A 19,272-nucleotide genomic window follows, 5' to 3' on the forward strand; every position below is an offset into this window, starting at 1 on the left:
AACTGCGGGATTCTGTCAAAAGCAGCCAATAAGCTATTGTTTTTCATAGATTTCACAAAAGCAACAGGCAGACGATTTCTCGTCTGCCTGTTAACAACCGTTACATATCGTTAACGATTGGACGGTCTGCCGTATCGACGATAGTCGATCCGGCGTATCGATCAGTTGGCCTGGCGGCGCAGGAAGGCCGGGATTTCCAGCTGGTCGTCCTCCTGGACCGTGCGGGCCTGCGGCGTCAGCCGGCCCTGATCGTCGAGCTGCCCGCGGCGCGGCGCGTAGAGCTGCGGATCCTGGCTGGCGAGACGGCGCATCTCGGGCGCGGCCTGGCGCAGCTTCGGTTCGCGCGGCTGTGCCGGCTGGAGACGGGCCGGTTCTTCCTCGCGGCGGGTAAGGCCGTTGGTCAGGCGCTTGATCAGCCCCATCGGACCGCTGTTCTCATGGTCCGCCGGCCGGGTCTTGGCTTCAACCTCAGCCCTCACCACCGGCGGAAAGTCTTCCACGCGCGGCATGCGTTGCGGCGCCGCGGCGACCGGCTGCGGCATCTCGCGCTGCGGCGCGGGCTGCTGCATGACCTGCGGCTGCATCACCGGCTGCGGTTGCGGCTGCGGCTGGGCCGGCGGAGCCTGGAAGATCTTGCTCTGCGGCCGGAAGTCGTCGGCCGGCGCGGGGCGCGGCTGCGCCATGGCGGCGGCATTCGCCTCGGCAAGCTGGATAGCCTCGGCGACCGGATCGACCGCGCGCGGCTCGTAGGTCTGCGGCTGAACCGGAGCGGGACGGATTTCGGCGGCCGGAGCCGCCGCCGGACGGGCGGCCGGCTTCTGCGGCGCGCGGATCGAGATCGGCGCAGCCGCGATCTCGGCCGCCGACTTGTCGATGCCGGTGGCGACGACCGACACGCGGATCACGCCTTCCAGCTCCTCGTCGAAGGTGGCGCCCAGGATGATGTTGGCGTCCTGGTCGACCTCCTCGCGGATGCGGGTGGCTGCCTCGTCGACTTCGAACAGGGTAAGGTCGCGGCCGCCGGTGATCGAGATCAGCAGGCCCTTGGCGCCCTTCATCGAGGTCTCGTCGAGCAGCGGGTTGGCGATCGCGGCTTCCGCGGCGGCCATCGCGCGGCCTTCGCCCGATGCCTCGCCCGTGCCCATCATCGCCTTGCCCATCTCGCGCATCACCGAGCGGACGTCGGCGAAGTCGAGATTGATCAGGCCTTCCTTGACCATCAGGTCGGTGATACAGGCAACGCCCGAGTAGAGCACCTGGTCGGCCATGGCGAAGGCATCGGCGAAGGTGGTCTTGTCATTGGCCAGCCGGAACAGGTTCTGGTTCGGAATGACGATGAGGGTGTCGACGCACTTCTGCAGTTCCTCGATGCCCATATCGGCCGTCTTCATGCGGCGCTGGCCTTCGAAATGGAACGGCTTGGTGACGACGCCGACCGTGAGGATGCCCTTCTCGCGCGCGGCGCGGGCAACGACCGGAGCCGCACCCGTGCCGGTGCCGCCGCCCATGCCGGCGGTGACGAAGCACATATGGGTGTTGGAGAGGTGATCGATGATCTCGTCGATGCACTCTTCCGCCGCCGCGCGGCCGACTTCCGGCTGCGAGCCGGCGCCGAGGCCTTCGGTGACATGCGCGCCGAGCTGGATCAGCCGCTCGGCCTTCGACATGGTCAGCGCCTGCGCGTCGGTGTTGGCCACCACGAACTCGACGCCGCGCAGGCCGGCTGTGATCATGTTGTTCACGGCATTGCCGCCGCCGCCGCCGACACCGAACACGGTGATGCGTGGCTTGAGCTCGGTGATGTCCGGCTTCTGCAGATTGATGGTCATTGTCTCCGTCCTTTGCCTTTCCCGCCGCCTCGCCGCTGCGGCCGCCTATGGGGCTGTCCCCGTCAAATTAAAAACTGTCTCTCAACCACTGACTCATGCGATGCAGTTTTCCGCCTGTTCCGGTCATCCTGAAACCGGAAAGTCCTTTCGCCGAATGGCTCTCGAAACTCGCCATCTGCGGATAGATCATCAGTCCGACCGGGGTCGAGAACGCCGGCCCCTTGGCCGCCTCAGGCAGGCCCGCGACGCCCAGTGGACGACCGATGCGCACATTGCGCCCGAGAATGCGTCGCGCCGCTTCCGGCAGGCCGGCGAGCTGGCTGGCGCCGCCTGTGAGCACGACGCGCTTGCCGACGGCATTGCCGTAGCCGGACTTGTTCAGCCGGTCGCGCAGAAGCTCCAGCGTCTCGTCGATGCGGGCGCGGATGATGCGCGTCATCACCGAGCGCGGGATCTGCAGCGGCACATCGCCCTCTTCGCCGATCGGCTGGATCGAGACGAGGTCGCGGTCGTCGGCGCTACCCGGCAGTGCCGAGCCATGCATCACCTTCAGCCGCTCCGCGGCATCGAGCGAGGTCGACAGCCCCTTGGCCATGTCGAGCGTCACATGGTTGCCGCCGATGGCGATGGCGTCGCCGTGCACGAACTTGCCTTCCGAGAAGACCGAGATCGTCGTCGTGCCGCCGCCCATGTCGATGCAGGCGGCGCCCATTTCGAGCTCGTCGTCGACCAGCGAGGCAAGTCCGCTGGCATAGGGCGTCGCCACCATGCGCTCGACCGACAGATGCGAGCGGTTGATACAGAGTTCGAGGTTGCGCATCGGCGCGGCATCGCCGGTCAGCACATGCATGTCGACGCCAAGCGCATCGCCGACCATGCCGCGCGGGTCCCGCATGCCGCGCTCGCCATCGAGCGAGAAGCCCACGGGCAGCGAATGGATCACCTCGCGCTCGGCCCGGAGCGCCTGCTTGGCGCCGGCAGCGAGCACCCGCTTGATGTCGACTTCCTCGACCTGATGACCGCCGAGATTGATCGTCGCCGAGAAGGCTTCGCTCTTCAGCCGGCCAGCCGTCATGTTGACGATGAGGGAATCGACGGTGAGCCCGGCCATGCGCTCAGCCGCATCGACGGCAAGCCGGACGGCATGCTCGGCACGATCGAGGTCGACCACTACGCCCGACTTCACGCCTTGCGACTTCTGGTGGCCGATGCCGATCACCTGGATGCGGTGCGACCGCCCGCGCAGGAGCTTGCCGTCCTCGTTCGGCTTGAGCTTCGCCACAATGCAGCAAACCTTGCTGGACCCGACATCGAGCACGGTGAGCGTGCCCGACCGGCGCGAAGATTGATCACCGCTGCCGCCAAGCCAGCTCATATCTTCGTCTCCGCCTTGCGCTTGGCCAGGTTCTTCGGCTTGTCGCTGAGCGCGGCTTCGCGCTGCGTCGCCGCCTCGGGCGAGAGCTCCACCACCAGCCGGTCGGAGAGCCGCATGTCGACGGCGGCGATGTCGCGCGTCAAAAGCCCGTTGTCATGGTCGATCTTGACGAGCTCGGCGATCGCCTGGTCCTCGTTGTCTTCCGGCAGCTTGACCGTGATGCCGTTCTCCAGCCTCAGATCCCAACGCCGCTCGCCGACCCGAATGTAGCCTTTGACCCGCGCCGCGAGCTCGGGATAGTGCTTGATCTTATCGAGAAAGGCCGGCGCCATCGCCGGCGCGCCGGCGCCAATGATCAGCGGCAGCAGCGCCTGCTTGCCGCCCGAGAACGGCGCGATCACCTCGCCCGACCGCTCGATGACCGAAACCGAAGTGCCCTGCTGCCAGAGCGCGAAGGGCTCGCGCTCCTCGACGCGCACTTCCAGAGTATGCGGATAGATCTTGCGCACCGCCGCGCCCTCGACCCAGGGCAGCGTCGCGATACGCTCGCGCGCAGCCTCGGCATCGAAGCCGATCAGCGAGGTCCAGCCATCGAGGCCGAGCCGGTCCAGCACGTCGATCTCGGAGGTCTGGCGATTGCCGACCACCTTGATCTGGTCGACGGCAAAGCCGGTGCGGGCCGTAATGCCCTGAACGATGCTGTCAGTGTAACCGCCGAGAAAGGCGCCATAGGCGCTGCTCGATGCGATCAGCGCGGCGGAAAGGATCGCCGCAGAGAAGCGCGGCGCTTCGTACTCGCCGTCGCACAGGCGCGCCAGCACGCGCATCGGCCGGCGGAACTGACGCGGCAACACGAAACGGTCGAATGACAGCGACATGCCAAGCAGCACGGACCGAGCCGCACCGCCGCCACTACCCTGTCCCCACCTCAACGCAGACACGAAGCGTCCTCCACCATCCAACTCAACAAATCGCCGAACGAGTGTCCCGCTTGCGCGGCGATTTCAGGCACCAGAGACGTCGGCGTCATGCCCGGCTGAGTGTTGACCTCGAGCCAGACAACCTCGCCGTTTTCGGAGTGACGGTCGTCGTAACGGAAGTCCGACCGGGAAACGCCCCGGCAACCAATGGCAAGATGAGCCTTGAGGGCCAGTGTCTGTATTTTTTGGTAAATATTCGGTGAAATTTTAGCAGGGATTTCGTGTTTTGATCCGCCGGGAACGTATTTTGAATCGTAATCGTAGAAGGAATGCCCGGTCGGGATGATCTCGCAGACGCCAAGCGCCACATCGCCCATCACCGCGCAGGTCAATTCGCGCCCATGGATGTAGCGCTCGACCATGACGATCTCGCCATATTGCCATTCGCTCGAGCCGATCACCTGGGGCGGATGCGACTGCCCCTCATGCACGATGACCACGCCGAAGCTCGACCCCTCATTGACAGGCTTGACCACATAAGGCGGCTTCATCGGATGCTTGTTCTGGACGGCGAAGCGGTTGACCACCTTGGATTCCGCAACCGGAATGCCGGCAGCCTTGGCGATCTTCTTGGCCTGCTCCTTGTTCATGGCGAGCGCCGAAGCGAGCACACCCGAATGGGTGTAGGGAATTGCGAGATATTCGAGAATTCCCTGGATGGTGCCGTCCTCGCCGAACGGACCGTGCAGCGCATTGAAGGCGACGTCGGGCTTGAGCTCGGCAAGCACGGCTCCGACGTCGCGCGAAACATCGACACGGGTGACCTGATAGCCTTCACTCTCGAGCGCATCCGCACACGCCTTCCCCGAGGACAGAGACACGGGCCGCTCCGAGGAGAATCCACCCAGGAGGACAGCCACATGCTTCTTCTTCATTCCCGTCATTCCCCTCTCACGCCGGGCCTGCAACCGATATTCCCGTACCGCATTTCCAAGCATTGAGTCCGAGTCTTCCGGCAGGTTGCCCCCCCAGACGGAAAACGCGACTGAACGCGTCGAACGACTCAAATCAGAAAACGCTTCAGGGCAGAGAATCAGAGAGTTGATTCGCTGGCAAGTGCCTATGATTCCGAGAGATTCACTTTCCGCGAAAACGGCAGCAAAAAGTGAATTGTGAGTCTTTAAGGCAACGGTTTCGCGGCCGTTTCACACCGCTGCAAGTTCAAGCATCACATGAACTTGAGCCTGCGCTCAAAGAAGCTGGCCAAGAAACTCCTGCACCGCATGACCGGGGCGGAAATTGCCGAGGCGCTTGATCTCCCAGTGCAGCCGGATGCCCGAATTCTCAAGCACCCGCGCTCGCACCGTTTCGCCGAGATATTCGAGGTCGTAGCCGGTGGCCGTGCCGGTGTTGATCATGAAGTTGCAATGCATCGGCGACATCTGCGCGCCCCCGATCATCAGCCCGCGGCAGCCCGCCTTGTCGATCTCCTTCCAGGCCGAGGTGCCTTCCGGATTCTTGAAGGTCGAGCCGCCGGTCTTCTCCCTGATCGGCTGCACCGTCTCGCGATGGTTCTGCACCGCATCCATCGCAACCTTGATCGCCGCCTTGTCTTCGGCAAAGCCTTCGAAAACGGCCGAGGTGAAGATCAGTCCGGAAGGCGCGGATGCGTGACGATAGGCATAGCCCATATCGGCATTGCTGAGCGTGTGGAGGTTGCCCTTGCGGTCCAGCGCCCTAACCTCGACGACCCGCTCGCGGGTCTCGACGCCGTTGGCGCCGGCATTCATCCTGAGCGCGCCGCCGACGGCGCCGGGGATGCCGTGGTAGAAATGGAAGCCGCCTATGCCGGCTTCGTAAGCCACCGCGGCGACGCGTTTGTCCGGCGTTGCCGCTCCCGCCTTGATCGTGGTCGGCCCGGTGGCCTCGGCCTCGCCAAAACCCTTGGCCGAGAGCCTGACGACGAAACCGGGAACGCCGCCGTCGCGCACCAGCAGATTCGATCCGACGCCGACCACCATGACCGGTATTTCCTCCGGCACGGCGCGCAGGAAGGCGGCAAGGTCTTCCTCGTCGGCCGGCTGGAACAGTGCCTCCGCCAGGCCGCCGGCCCGGAACCAGGTGATCTTGTCCATCTCGGCGTTCGGCGTGATGCGGCCGCGCAGGCCGGAAAGCTTGTCGCCGAGCTTGTCGATCAGGTCCTGGCCGCGCATCATGAGGGCGTCCCCCCAAGTTCCCTGGGCAGCGCATAGGCCCATTGCGTGATGTTGCCGGCGCCGAGGAAGACTACGAAATCGCCGGGCTTGGCAAGCTCGCGAATGGCGGGCGCGATCGCCGCCTGGCCATCGATATAGCGTGCGTCGCGGTGGCCGCCAGAGCGGATGCGCGACACCAGCGCGTCGGAAGTCGCGCCTTCGATGGGCTCCTCTCCGGCCGCATAGACCGGCGCGACCATGACCGTGTCGGCGTCGTTGAAGCAGACGGAGAACTCGTTGAACAGATCATGCAGCCGGGTGAAGCGATGCGGCTGCGCGATGGCGATGACACGCCCCTTGGTTGCGCTGCGCGCGGCCTTCAGCACCGCCGCGATCTCGACCGGATGATGGCCGTAGTCGTCGAACACCTCGACGCCGTTCCACGAGCCGGTATGGGTGAAGCGCCGCTTGACGCCGGCGAAGGACGACAGGCCCTTCTTGATCGCCTCGGCCGAGAGGCCAAGCTCATGCGCGACCGCGATCGCCGCCGTCGCGTTGGAGACGTTGTGCCTGCCGGGCATCGGCAGGCGCAGATCCTGGATCGTCGAGGTGCCGCGCCCCTTGCGGTCGCGGATGACCACGTCGAACTCCGAGGTCGCGCCCTGCATGCGGTGGTTGATGAAGCGGACATCGGCCTGCGCGTTCTCGCCATAGGTGATGACGCGCCGGTCCTCGATACGGCCGACCAGCGCCTGCACTTCCGGATGGTCGGTGCACATCACGCCGAAGCCGTAGAACGGCACGTTCTCGACGAACTGGCGGAAGGCCTCGCGCACCTTGTCGAAGCTGCCATAGTGGTCCAGATGCTCGGGATCGATGTTGGTGACGACGGCGATGTCGGCCGGCAGTTTCAGGAACGTGCCGTCGCTCTCGTCGGCTTCGACCACCATCCACTCGCCGTCGCCCATGCGCGCATTGGTGCCGTAGGCGTTGATGATGCCGCCATTGATGACGGTCGGGTCGAGCCCGCCGGCCTCGAGCAGCGTCGCCACCATGGACGTGGTCGTCGTCTTGCCATGCGTGCCGCCGATGGCGATGGCCTGTCGGAAACGCATCAGCTCGGCCAGCATCTCGGCCCGGCGCACGATCGGCAAAAGCCTCTCGCGCGCGGCTTTCAGTTCCGGGTTGGATTTCTTGATCGCGGTCGAAACGACCACCACTTCGGCGTCGCCGAGATTCTCGGCCTTGTGGCCGACGAAACATTCGATGCCCTTGTCGCGCAGCCGCTGCACATTGGCGCCGTCGGCCTGATCGGACCCCTGCACCTTATAGCCGAGATTGTGCAGCACCTCGGCGATGCCGCTCATGCCGATGCCGCCGATGCCGATGAAATGCACAAGGCCAATCGTCTGCGGCATCTTCATGGGCGCGTCCTCCTGTAGTCCGAAACCGTTTTGCCGGACGCAATAGCCTCTGTCAGATCGGCGAGCAATCGCGCCGCATTCGGTTTCCCGGACGAGCGGGCGGCGGCGGCCATGGTCGCCAGCCGGTTCGGATCCCTGATCAGCCCTCCGACCAGTTCGGCGATCCGCTCCGCCGACAGCGTCGACTGCGGATGGAGCTCGGCGCCGCCGGCGGCGGCAAGTGCGGCGGCATTCGCCGCCTGGTCATGATCGAGCGCGTGCGGGTAAGGCACCAGCAGCGCCGGCCGGCCGATGACGGCGATTTCCGAAACCGTCGAGGCGCCGGAGCGCGACATCACCAGGTGCGCCGCCCCCATGCGCGCCGCCATGTCGGTGAAGAAGGGAGAAACCTGGGCGTCGACCCCGAGATCGACATAGGCGGCCTTCACCCGCGCCACATCCTCGGCGCGCGCCTGCTGGGTGATCGCCAGCCGCTTGCGCAGGTCTTCCGGCAAAAGCGCGATCGCCGCGGGCACGGCATCGGAAAAGAACTGGGCGCCTTGGCTGCCGCCGAACACGAGCAAGCGGAACGGTTCGCCCTCGCTCGAGACGACATACGGCGTCTTCGCAGCTTCGAGGACCTGCGGCCGGACCGGATTGCCGGTGGTCACGGTCTTTGCGCCGGCGGCGCTCGCCCCTTCCGGCAGGAAGCCGCCGGCAATCGCGTCGACTCGGCCGGCGAGCGCCTTGTTGGCGCGGCCCATGACGGCGTTCTGCTCATGGATCAGCGTCGGCACTCTTCGCCTTGTCGCAGCATAGAGCGGCGGCAGCGTCGGATAGCCGCCGAAACCGACGACCGCTTCCGGCTTGATCCTGGCGATCACCCGGCTGGCTTCCCGCACGCCCTGCCAGATTTTCCAGAAGGCCGAGAGCATCGCGACCGGGTTCTTGGAACCCAGCGTGGCCGAGGCGATCGTGTGCGTGTCGGCTGCCGGGAAATGGCGGGAATAACGCTCGGCGCGATGGTCGGTGGCGAGATGCACCTTCCAGCCGCGGTCGATCAATTCATGCGCGAGCGCCTCGGCCGGAAACAGATGTCCGCCCGTTCCGCCGGCTGCAAGCAGGATGACACCCTTTGACATCCCGCCTCATTCCGCCGGCATTGCGCGCTGCGCGAGGACGAAGCCCATCTGCTTGCGCTTTTCCGGCCGCTTGCGCGTCAATGCGAGCACCATGCCCATCGAGACGGCGATGGCGATCTGCGAGGAGCCGCCATAGGAGATGAAAGGCAGCGTCATGCCCTTGGCCGGCATCAGCTGTAGGTTCACACACATATTGATGGCCGATTGCAGGCCGAAGACGGTGACGAGGCCGCCGACCGCGTAGCGGGTGAAATCGTCGTGTTCCTTGAGCGCGATGCTCAAGCCGCGCAGCACGATGAAGGCGAAGATCGACATGATGAAGAAGCACATGATCAACCCGAACTCCTCGCCGGCGACGGAGAATACGAAGTCGGTATGAGCATCCGGAACAATGCGCTTGACGGTTCCCTCGCCCGGCCCGACACCGAACCAACTGCCGTTGATCAATGCCTCGCGGCCCATATCGACCTGGAACGTGTCGCCTTCGCCGGTCAGAAACTTGTCGATGCGCAAGGCAACGTGCGGGAACACCGAATAGGCAGCGAACAGCCCGCTCGCCCCGACGATGCCGAGAGCCACGATCCACAGCCACGGCAGGCCGGCCATGAAGAACATCACGCCCCACGTGCCCGTCACCAGCATGGTCTGGCCGAGGTCGGGCTGCGCCACCAGAAGCGAGATGACCAGCGCAAGCAAAAGCATGGCGAACAGATTGCCGGGAATGTCGGGCTGGCGCTTATGCTCGGCAAACAGCCACGCGCAGATGATGACGAAGGCGGGTTTCAGGAATTCGGACGGCTGGATGGAAAGGCCGGCGAGCGATACCCAGCGCCGCGCGCCCTTCACCTCGACGCCGATGTAGAGCACCGCCACCATCAGCACCAGCATGATGCAGAGCATCACCAGCGACATGCGCCTTATCTGTCGCGCCTCCAGAAAAGAGACCGCAAGCATGACGAGGAGCGCCGGGATGGTGAAGATGACCTGCCTGGTGGCGAAGTGAAAGCTGTCGAGGCCGATACGCTCGGCCACCGCGGGGCTGGCCGCGAAGGATAAAATGATGCCCAACCCCATCAGCGACAGGAACGCGGCCAGGAACCAGCGGTCGATCGTCCACCACCAGGTTGCGACAGGACTTTTGTCGAGACGGCTTTGCATCAACGTGGCCCTCCGATGGGTTTCACACCATCAATAGCAGTCGCAGCTTGCCTGAAGGCTTCGCCGCGAACTTCGAAATTCTTGAACTGGTCGAAACTGGCGCAGGCCGGCGACAGCAACACCACCGCCTCTCCGCCGGCGTCGTTTGCCGCGTCATGGGCGGCGTGCTCGACAGCGGCCGCCAGCGTTCCCGATATTTCGTAGGGCACCCCCTCGCCGAGCGTCGCGGCAAAGGCGGGCGCCGCCTCGCCGATGAGATAGGCCTTGGCGATGCGCGGGAAGAAACCGCGCAACGGCTCGATGCCGCCTTCCTTGGGCAGGCCGCCGGCGATCCAGTAGATACGGTTGGCGAAGCTCGACAGCGCGGGTGCGGCCGCGTCGGCATTGGTGGCCTTGGAATCATTGACGAACAGCACATGATCCTTGCGGCCGACCTGCTCCATGCGGTGCGCCAGACCGGGGAAGCTTTCCAGCCCGGCCTGGATCTCGCCGAGATCGAGCCCGACTTTCAGGCACGCGACGACGGCGGCCAGCGCATTCTGCGCATTGTGCTGGCCGCGCAGGGAGCCGATGCCTTCGAGGAAGGCGACGCGGCTGTAGCGGCCATGCACCGCTTCCATCAGATTGGTGCCGTCGGCGAAATAGCCATCGGTCAAAGGCAGGCGCTTGGAAATGCGAACGACGGGTCGGCCGGCGCGTTCCAGCCGGTCGGCGATCTGGGCGCACCAGGAATCGTCGACGCCGACGATCGCGGTGTCTGAGCCGGCGACCAGCCGCTCCTTGATCGAGGCGTAATGCGCCATCGTGCCGTGCCGGTCGAGATGGTCGCGCGTGAGATTGAGCAGGATGCCGGCCGTCGGGTCGATCGAGGGCGCAAGGTCGATCTGATAGGACGAGCACTCGACCACATAGTGGCGCTGCGGCTCTGGCGGATCGAGCGTCATGATGGCGCGGCCGATATTGCCGCCCATCTGCGTGTCGCGCCCCGCGGATTTCAGGATATGCGCCGTCAGCGCCGTGGTCGTCGACTTGCCGTTGGTCCCGGTGATCGCGATGAAGGGGGCCGCCGGGGCGCGGCTGATGCGCTCGCGGCAGAACAGCTCGATATCGCCGATCACCTCGACGCCGGCGCCGCGCGCCAGCTCCACGGTCCAATGTGGCTTCGGATGCGTCAGCGGCACGCCTGGCGACAGCACGAAGGCCGCGAAACGCGGCCAGTCGGCTCCGCGCAGATCGCCGGTTGCAATGCCCGCGGCGGCCGCCTTCGCGACGCTGTCCGGATTGTCGTCCCAGGCCAGCACCTCGGCGCCCCCCGCGATCAGCGCATGCGCGGTGGCGATCCCCGAGCCGCCAAGCCCGAAGAGCGAAACGCGTTTGCCGGAAAAGGAAGCGGCTGGGATCAAGCAGGCGCCCTATCTAAGCTTGAGGGTGGAGAGGCCGACCAGTGCCAGGATGACGGCGATGATCCAGAAGCGGATCACCACCTGGCTTTCGGTCCAGCCGAGCTTTTCGAAATGGTGATGGATCGGCGCCATCAGGAAGACGCGTTTGCCGGTCATCTTGAAATAGCCGACCTGGATGATGACCGACAGGATCTCGACCACGAACAGGCCGCCGACGATGACCAGAACGATCTCGTGCTTTGTGGCGACCGCGATGGTGCCGATCAGCCCGCCCATCGCCAGCGAGCCGGTGTCGCCCATGAAGATTGCGGCCGGCGGCGCGTTGAACCAGAGGAAGCCGAGGCCCGCGCCGATCACCGCGCCGAGCACGACGGCGAGTTCACCGGTGCCGGGCACGAAATGGATCTGCAGATATTCGGCGAAGACCGCGTTGCCCGAGAGATAGGCGATGACGCCGAAGGACGCCGCCGCGATCATGATGGGCACGATCGCCAGCCCGTCCAGGCCGTCGGTCAGGTTCACCGCATTGCCCGCGCCGACGATGACGAAGCAGGAAAACGGCACGAAGAACCAGCCGAGGTTGATGAGGAATTCCTTGGCGAAGGGGAAGGTCAGCGACGACGAGAACGGCGCCTGGCCATTGTGCATGATCACCCAGGCGGCGATCGCCGCGATGATGAACTCGATCGCCAGCCGCGCCTTGCCTGAGAAGCCCAGATGCGACTGCTTGGTGACCTTGAGATAGTCGTCGTAGAAGCCGATCGAGCCGAAGCCGACGGTGACCAGAAGCACCACCCAGACATAGATCGAGGAAAGGTTCGCCCATAGAAGCGACGAACCGATGATGCCGGACAGGATCATCAGCCCGCCCATGGTCGGCGTTCCCGCTTTCTTGAAATGCGTCTGCGGGCCGTCGGCGCGGATCGGCTGGCCCTTGCCTTGCCGCAGGCGCAGCGAATTGATGATCGTCGGCCCGAAGATGAAGACGATCAGCGCCGAGGTGATCAGCGCGCCGCCGGTGCGGAAAGTGATGTAGCGGAAGACGTTGAAGAACGAGATCTTGTCCGCGAAATCGACGAGCAGTGTGAACATGGTCCTTCCGTCCCCCGGAACCCGACCTAGGCCGGCTTAATGTTTGTGGCTTCCGCCGGAAATTTGCCGAGCAATGCCTCGACCAGCTTTGAAAACCCGATGCCTTTAGACGATTTGACCATCACCACGTCGCCGGGCCTGAGCGCGGAGATCACGAGTGGCTTCAAATCTTCCGCTCCCGAGCGATACTCGGTCGCGATGTCCGACGGCAGGACGTCGGCCAGCGCCCGCATTTCCGGACCGCCGAGAAAGACGTTGCGCGTGCCCGTCCCGACGATCAGCTCGGCAAGCGCTGCATGGAGTTTCGCCGAATGGCTGCCGAGCTCCAGCATGTCGCCGAGCACGGCGATGCGCCTGCCCTCGCCCGAGACCGGCGTGGCGTTGAGCAGCGCCATGGCCGCCGCCATCGACGCCGGATTGGCGTTGTAGCTCTCGTCGATCAGTGTGATCGGCCCGTCGGGATGATGCAGGACATGGCGCCGGCCCCGCCCGCGCTCGGCCGAAAGATCCGCAAGCGCGGCCGCGACCTTGTCGACGTCCGCACCGACCAGTTGCGCGGCGCCAAGCACGGCCAGGACATTCTGCACGATATGACGGCCGGGCGCCCCGACACGGGCGGTCAGATCCCTCTTGCCGATCTTGACGACGATGTCGGAATGGTCGGCATGGAGTTCGCAGCCGACCAGGCGGAAGGCCGAGCGGACATTTTCGCCGAACCCGAAGACATGCTCGACGCCTGCGTCTTTCGCCATTTTCCCGAGCAGCTTCCAGCGTGGATCGTCGCGGTTGAGCAGCGCGGCGCCGCCGGGCTCGATCCCCTCGAAAATCTCGGCCTTTGCCATGGCGATCTCGTCGAGATTCTTGAAGAAGCCGAGATGGGCGGCGGCAATGATCGTGACGATGGCGACATGCGGCCTGACCATCTTGACCAGCGGCCTGATCTCGCCCGGATGGTTCATGCCGATCTCGAAGACCGCGTAGTCGCAGTCCTGCGGCATGCGCGCCAGCGTCAGCGGCACGCCCCAATGGTTGTTGAACGACTGCGCCGAGGCATGCACCCTGCCGACCGCCGACAGCACATGGCGCAGCGCTTCCTTGGTGGTCGTCTTGCCGGCCGAACCGGTGACCGCGATGATTCTGGCCTTCGAGCGGGCGCGGGCCGCGACGCCGAGCTTCTCCAGCGCCGCAAGCACATCCTGCACGACGATCATCGGCGCCGTCAGCCGTCCGAGCGAGGGCAGCTTGGCTTCGGCGACGACCAGCACGGCCGCTCCGGCCTTGACCGCCGCCGTCGCGAAATCATGGCCATCCATCGCCTCGCCCTTGATGGCGAAGAAGGCGTCTCCAGGCTCCAGGCTGCGGCTGTCGATCGAAATGCCGGTGATGCCCTCCGGCAGCGAGCCGATCGGCCTGCCGCCCATCGCCTCGACCAGCGCTTCCGACGTCCACAGCAGGTTCATGCGGCGCGCTCCTTCAGCGCATCGCGCACTTCCTCATGGTCGGAGAAATGGAAGGTTTCGCTGCCGATGGTCTGGCCTTCCTCATGCCCCTTGCCGGCGACGATCAGCGTGTCGCCGGCGCGCAGCATCGCCACCGCCTCGTGGATCGCCTTGCGGCGGTCGCCGATCTCAATGGCGCCGGGCGCGGCGGCAAGGATCGCCGCCCGGATCGTTTCGGGCACCTCGCTGCGCGGATTGTCGTCGGTGACGATGACGATGTCGGCGAGCCGGGTCGCGATCTCGCCCATGATCGGCCTTTTTCCCCGATCGCGGTCGCCGCCGCAGCCGAACACCACGACGACGCGGCCCGTGGTGAAAGGCCGGACCGAGGTCAGCACGTTTTCCAGCGCATCGGGCTTGTGGGCGTAGTCGACATAAACGGGAGCGCCGGCGGCGGTGGTGCCGACGAGGTCGAGCCGGCCCGGCGCGCCCTTCAATTTCTCCAATGCCGCCAAGGCTTTGGCCACGGACGTTCCAGTCGCGATGGCAAGGCCTGCCGAGACCAGCGCGTTGGCGATCTGGAAATCGCCGGCCAAAGGCAGGTCGACCTCGTGCAGCACGCCGTCCGCCACGATTTCGGCGCGCTGGCGATGGCGCTCATGCTCGACCCGCTTGAGCGTCAGGAAATCGCCATGGCGCCCGACGGTCAACACTTTCAGCCCCGCCGCCTTCGCGGCCTTGATGGTCGGCTCCGACCACGGGTCGTCGGCAAAGACGATCGCGGGCGCGCCCTTCGGCAGCAGCGTGTCGAACAGACGCAGCTTGGCGCGGTGATAATCCTCGACCGTCGGATGATAATCCATGTGGTCGCGTCCGAGATTGGTGAAGGCGCCGGCCGCGAGCTTCACGCCGTCGAGGCGGCGCTGGTCGAGGCCGTGGCTCGAGGCTTCCATCGAGGCGTGGGTGACGCCGGCATCCGCCAGTTCCTTGAGCAACCGGTGCAGCGCCACCGGATCGGGCGTCGTCAGCGAGCCATATTCGTTGCGGCCGGGCGCCACGACACCGGTTGTGCCGATCGAGGCGGCGGCAAAACCCGCCTGCTCCCAGATCTGGCGGGTGAAGGCGGCGACGGATGTCTTGCCGGCGGTGCCGGTGACGGCGACCATGGTCTCCGGCTGGCGGCCGAAGAAGCGCGCCGCGCTGAGCGCCAGCGCCAGGCGCGGATCATCGACGGCGAGAACCGGGATCGACAGGCTTGGGACGGCCGCGCCCCTGCCGGTGACGATCGCCGCGGCGCCACGGCTTGCTGCGTCGGCCGCATAGGCCGAGCCGTCGGCCTTGCTGCCGGCAAGCGCGAAGAAGACGGCGCCGGACTTGACGGCGCGGGAATCGGAGGAAAGTCCGGTCACCTCCAGATCGGGGAAAGCTGTTCCCTCGACAGGCAGGATACCGGCTAGATCTTTTAGATGCATTGAGTCCCGTTCACCGCAACAAAATAGCGCGCAGTTGCCGGCGCGCCCCAAGAATCACTGATAGGAAACCAGCGTTGCACCATTTTCATGGCTGAAATCTGGCTTCACGCCAAGCATGGCCGCTGAGCGCCTGATGATATTGCCGGCCATAACCCCCGCATTGTTGGCGGCGACGTCCGTCATCCCGGGCTTTTCCGGATGCGGAGCGTCGGCGATCGTGAACACCAGGAATTGCGGATCGTCCATCGGGAAGGCGGCGACGAAGGTGTTGAAATTCAACTCCTTGGAGTAACGGCCGTTGATGACCTTCTCGGCCGTTCCGGTCTTTCCGCCGACCCGGTAGCCGGGGGCCCTGGCGTTTCTGGCCGAGCCCTTCTCGGCGTTGAGCGTGTAGAGGTAGCGCATGCCTTCGACCGTCTTGTCACTGACCACTCTCTTGGCCACCGCCATGGCCTCCTCCTCGCTGCGGACCAGGAATGTCGGCTCGATCAGATAGCCCTGCATCAGCGCCGCGCAGCCCACGGCGGCCTGCAGAGGCGTCGTCGACACGCCGTGGCCGAAGGCGATGGTGAAAGAGTTGACCTGTTTCCAGACCTTGGGCTCGGTCGGACGCGCGACCTCGGGCAGCTCGGTCTGCATCCTGTCCAGAATGCCGAGGCGATGCAGGAATTCGCGGTGCCCTTCGATGCCGACCAGCTCGGCCTCCCTGGCCGACCCGATGTTGGACGAATAGAGGAACACTTCCGGCAAGGACAGGACGCGGTTCTTGCCATGGAAATCGTGGATGGCCTGGTGGCCGACCCGGATCGGATGCGAGGCATCGAAGCGGCTGTTCATCGTCGCCTTGCCGGAATCGAGCGCCATGGCCGAGGTGAAGCTCTTGAAGGTCGAGCCCATCTCGTAGAGACCCGCCGACATGCGGTTCAGCCGGTCCTTTTCCTGCGCATTGTAAGGATTGTTCGGATCGAAGTCCGGCACCGAGGCCATCGCCATCACTTCGCCCGTCTTGATGTTCAGCACGACGGCGCCGGCGCCCAATGCGCGATAGCGCTCCAGGCCGGCGGCGATCTCGTCGCGCACCACATGCTGGACGCGCAGATCGATCGAAAGCCTGACCGGCTTGAGATCCTTGGCCACGGCCAGACCCGACGCCTGCAGGTCGCTCAACCCCTGCTCGTCGATATACTTCTCCATGCCGGAGATGCCCTGGTTATCGATGTTGGTCAGGCCGACGATATAGGACGAGGTCTCGCCGCTCGGATAGAAGCGCCGCTTTTCGGTGCGGAAGCCGAGCCCGGGTATGCCCAACGCCAGGATGTCGGCCTGCTGCTTCGGCGTCAGCTGGCGCTGCAGCCAGACGAAGCCGGCGCCGCTCTTGAGCTTGCGGTAGGTCTGCTCGTAGTCGATCTCCGGCAGCACGGTCGACAATTTCTCGATCGCTTCGTCGGCGTCGACGATGCGGCGCGGCTCCGCAAACAGCGACGCCGTCTTGATGTCGGTCGCCAGCACCTCGCCGTTGCGGTCGACGATATCCGGACGCGATGCCGTGACCCGGCTCTCCGGGCCGCCCGAAAGATCCGGGTTCTGCATGCCGAGATAGACGAGCCGGCCGGCAATGGTCGAATAGATGGTGAAGAACACCGCCATGGTCATGACGATGCGCGTCCTTGCCTTGCCGCCCGTCGCCTTGCGGGCGGCATCGACGACGATCGAGCCGTCCTCGGCCTGCTTCTTCCGGCGCTTCAGCAGGTCACCGATCCTTGGAAGCCTGCTGATCATTGAACGGTGCTCCCGGTGACCACTGGATCCTTGCCGTCCGAAGGCTCCTTGCCCGAATTGTCGGCCATGCCGCCAAGGCGCTGCGAGGAGAGATCCTCGATGGTCACGGGTTTCACGGGAATATCGTCGAGGCTGCCGATCTGGTGCGCGTTCACCGGCTCGAGTCCGAGCTGGCTCTTATAGACGTCGGCAAGCTTCTGCAGCCGCGACGGCTGCGTGAGCAGGCTCCAGTCCGCCTTGAGGAGATCGATCGTTTCCTCCTCGTAGTGGATTTGCGCCTGGATCTTCTGCACCGCCGCCAGTTGCTCCTCGGCTTCCCGCTTCGTCTTGTAGGTCAGGGCCGCGGCCGAGACCATGACGGCAATCAGGACTATGTCGCTGGTACGAAACACGTGCTCACCTCTCCCCCGGCCGCTCGACGGCGGGAAGCTTTGGAAGGCCGAAAATCGAAAAATCGCCGGCGCGTGCCGGAGCGTCGGTGCGGATCGCGGCGCGCAGCCTGGCCGAGCGCGCGCGCGGATTGGCGTCCAGCTCGGCTTCTCCCGGCGTCACGCCGCCGCCAGCTTTACGGAAAGTCGCGACGCGCTGCGGCGCATCGGGCATGTGGCGCGAGCCGCCGGCGGCTTCGGAACGATCGGCGATGAAGCGCTTGACGATGCGGTCCTCCAGGGAATGGAACGTCACCACCGCGAGCCGTCCGCCGGGCTTCAGCACACGCTCGGCGGCTAGCAGCGCCCTTGCCAGTTCGCCAAGCTCGTCATTGACGAAGATGCGCAGCGCCTGGAAGACGCGCGTGGCGGGGTGGATCTTGTCCTTCGGCGCCCGTCCGATATGCGTTTGGATGGCGTCGGCGAGATCGAGCGTGCGCTCGAAAGGCTTCTTCTCGCGCCGGCTCTCGATCATGCGCGCGATGCGCCCGGCGTGACGCTCCTCGCCGAGAAAGCCGAAGATGCGGGCAAGGTCGCCCGCCTTGAAGGTGTTGACGACGTCGGCCGCGGAGAGACCTGCCTGCGCCATGCGCATGTCGAGCGGCCCGTCGGCGCGAAACGAAAAACCGCGTTCGGCCTGGTCGAGCTGCATGGACGAGACGCCGATGTCGAGCACGACGCCCTCGGCGCTTTCGACATGCTCGTCCAGCGTCGAGAACGGCGCCTGGACCAGCCTCAGCCGGCCGCCGGCCTGCTCTTCGAGCGCCCTGCCCGCCGCGATTGCGTCCGGATCGCGGTCGATGGCGACGACTGAAGCGCCGCGATCGAGGATAGCGCTGGTGTAGCCGCCGGCGCCGAACGTCCCGTCGATGATGGTATCGCCCGCTTTCGGCGCGAGCGCATCGAGCACCTCGGCAAGGAGGACCGGAATGTGACGGGCCAGTCCGCCAACGGCGTGAGCGTCATCGCCGTGGCCAGCCATCATTCCGATCGCTCCCCGGGCTTCGTCCCCTGCCGAAGCTGCAAAAGCCTGGCCCGCGCCTGCGCCCCATAGGCGGCAAGCCGTCCCGGCTCCCAGATTTGAAAGAAATTGCCGCGGCCGACAAAGGCCACCTCGTTCGAGATGCCCGTATGCTCGCGGATGAAATCGGTCATGGTGATGCGGCCGTCCTGGTCCAATTTCAGGAATGTGCCATCGCCGTGGCAGAAGAACGACATGTCGTCCGCCGTCTGCAGGAACGGGTCTTCCAGCGCTATCCGCTGCTCGTAGCGGTCGAGCAGATCGAGGCCACCCACATCCATGGCCGGCAGGTCCAGGCAGCGCAGCGCGTAGAGTTCCGAATAGCCGCGCTTCTGCACCACGGCGCGGAAATGCGCCGGAACGGACACCCGCCCCTTCGCATCGATCCTGTTCACCGCGTTTGACAGAAATCGGTCCAATGAACGCTACAGCCGCTTCCGCCGCCGTACCCCTTCCCATGTTGTTCTCCGCGCCCCCGCCTCGCTTGCGGCAGATCGCTTCATTCACCGGGGCGAAAACCGGCAAACGCGCAGCCGCCGCGGCTGCCCGATTGGCGTACGCTTCACCCTGACGCGGAACGAAAGCTTGATCTGAATGGGATATCATGGGGTATTAT

The 19,272-nt window shown here is 65.2% G+C and carries 16 protein-coding genes; all 16 read right to left on the minus strand.

The genetic code is table 11. The features are described from left to right. Positions 1-161 precede the first annotated feature (161 nt). The gene (gene ftsZ, locus MJ8_RS21410; protein ID WP_201410728.1) at positions 162-1,829 is read right to left on the minus strand and encodes a cell division protein FtsZ; all 1,668 of its coding nucleotides are present in this window, start codon (positions 1,827-1,829) and stop codon (positions 162-164) included. Between the two features lie 67 nt (positions 1,830-1,896). Next, positions 1,897-3,204 carry a cell division protein FtsA gene (gene ftsA, locus MJ8_RS21415; protein ID WP_201410729.1) on the minus strand — a complete coding sequence of 436 codons (1,308 nt, stop codon included), beginning with the start codon at positions 3,202-3,204 and terminating at the stop codon, positions 1,897-1,899. Then, positions 3,201-4,145, minus strand: a complete 945-nt coding sequence (locus MJ8_RS21420) for a cell division protein FtsQ/DivIB (RefSeq protein WP_201410730.1) — start codon at positions 4,143-4,145, stop codon at positions 3,201-3,203. Before MJ8_RS21420 ends, ftsA begins: the two co-directional genes overlap by 4 nt. Beyond that, entirely contained in the window at positions 4,133-5,059 is a 927-nt protein-coding gene (locus MJ8_RS21425) for a D-alanine--D-alanine ligase (RefSeq protein WP_201410731.1), read from the minus strand. The genes MJ8_RS21420 and MJ8_RS21425 overlap by 13 nt, the downstream gene beginning before the upstream one ends. A 315-nt stretch (positions 5,060-5,374) precedes the next feature. Then, the gene (murB, locus tag MJ8_RS21430) at positions 5,375-6,340 is read right to left on the minus strand and encodes a UDP-N-acetylmuramate dehydrogenase (RefSeq protein WP_201410732.1); all 966 of its coding nucleotides are present in this window, start codon (positions 6,338-6,340) and stop codon (positions 5,375-5,377) included. Then, positions 6,337-7,743, minus strand: a complete 1,407-nt coding sequence (murC, locus tag MJ8_RS21435; protein WP_201410733.1) for a UDP-N-acetylmuramate--L-alanine ligase — start codon at positions 7,741-7,743, stop codon at positions 6,337-6,339. Before murC ends, murB begins: the two co-directional genes overlap by 4 nt. Continuing rightward, positions 7,740-8,864 (minus strand): undecaprenyldiphospho-muramoylpentapeptide beta-N-acetylglucosaminyltransferase, encoded by a 1,125-nt coding sequence (gene murG / locus MJ8_RS21440; protein ID WP_201410734.1) that lies wholly within the window; start codon positions 8,862-8,864, stop codon positions 7,740-7,742. The genes murC and murG overlap by 4 nt, the downstream gene beginning before the upstream one ends. A gap of 6 nt (positions 8,865-8,870) precedes the next feature. Continuing rightward, complete coding sequence (gene ftsW, locus MJ8_RS21445) at positions 8,871-10,022, minus strand: putative lipid II flippase FtsW (RefSeq protein ID WP_040982268.1); 1,152 nt, start codon at positions 10,020-10,022, stop codon at positions 8,871-8,873. Continuing rightward, positions 10,022-11,425, minus strand: coding sequence for a UDP-N-acetylmuramoyl-L-alanine--D-glutamate ligase (gene murD, locus MJ8_RS21450; RefSeq protein ID WP_201410735.1), 1,404 nt, complete (start codon positions 11,423-11,425; stop codon positions 10,022-10,024). The genes ftsW and murD overlap by 1 nt, the downstream gene beginning before the upstream one ends. Before the next feature lie 9 nt (positions 11,426-11,434). Next, entirely contained in the window at positions 11,435-12,517 is a 1,083-nt protein-coding gene (gene mraY, locus MJ8_RS21455; RefSeq protein ID WP_140544456.1) for a phospho-N-acetylmuramoyl-pentapeptide-transferase, read from the minus strand. A gap of 26 nt (positions 12,518-12,543) precedes the next feature. Next, entirely contained in the window at positions 12,544-13,977 is a 1,434-nt protein-coding gene (locus tag MJ8_RS21460) for a UDP-N-acetylmuramoylalanyl-D-glutamyl-2,6-diaminopimelate--D-alanyl-D-alanine ligase (RefSeq protein WP_201410736.1), read from the minus strand. Then, positions 13,974-15,428 carry a UDP-N-acetylmuramoyl-L-alanyl-D-glutamate--2,6-diaminopimelate ligase gene (locus MJ8_RS21465; protein WP_201410737.1) on the minus strand — a complete coding sequence of 485 codons (1,455 nt, stop codon included), beginning with the start codon at positions 15,426-15,428 and terminating at the stop codon, positions 13,974-13,976. The genes MJ8_RS21460 and MJ8_RS21465 overlap by 4 nt, the downstream gene beginning before the upstream one ends. Positions 15,429-15,482: 54 nt before the next feature. Further along, positions 15,483-17,207, minus strand: coding sequence for a peptidoglycan D,D-transpeptidase FtsI family protein (locus MJ8_RS21470; protein ID WP_201410738.1), 1,725 nt, complete (start codon positions 17,205-17,207; stop codon positions 15,483-15,485). Continuing rightward, positions 17,204-17,599, minus strand: a complete 396-nt coding sequence (locus tag MJ8_RS21475) for a hypothetical protein (protein WP_201410739.1) — start codon at positions 17,597-17,599, stop codon at positions 17,204-17,206. Before MJ8_RS21475 ends, MJ8_RS21470 begins: the two co-directional genes overlap by 4 nt. A gap of 4 nt (positions 17,600-17,603) precedes the next feature. Continuing rightward, a complete protein-coding gene (gene rsmH / locus MJ8_RS21480; RefSeq protein WP_201410740.1) occupies positions 17,604-18,620 on the minus strand; it encodes a 16S rRNA (cytosine(1402)-N(4))-methyltransferase RsmH in 1,017 nt (338 codons plus the stop codon). Continuing rightward, positions 18,617-19,075, minus strand: coding sequence for a division/cell wall cluster transcriptional repressor MraZ (gene mraZ / locus MJ8_RS21485; protein WP_201410741.1), 459 nt, complete (start codon positions 19,073-19,075; stop codon positions 18,617-18,619). Before mraZ ends, rsmH begins: the two co-directional genes overlap by 4 nt. Positions 19,076-19,272 lie beyond the last annotated feature (197 nt).

Origin of the sequence: Mesorhizobium sp. J8 (assembly GCF_016591715.1) — a bacterium.
GTDB lineage: Bacteria > Pseudomonadota > Alphaproteobacteria > Rhizobiales > Rhizobiaceae > Mesorhizobium.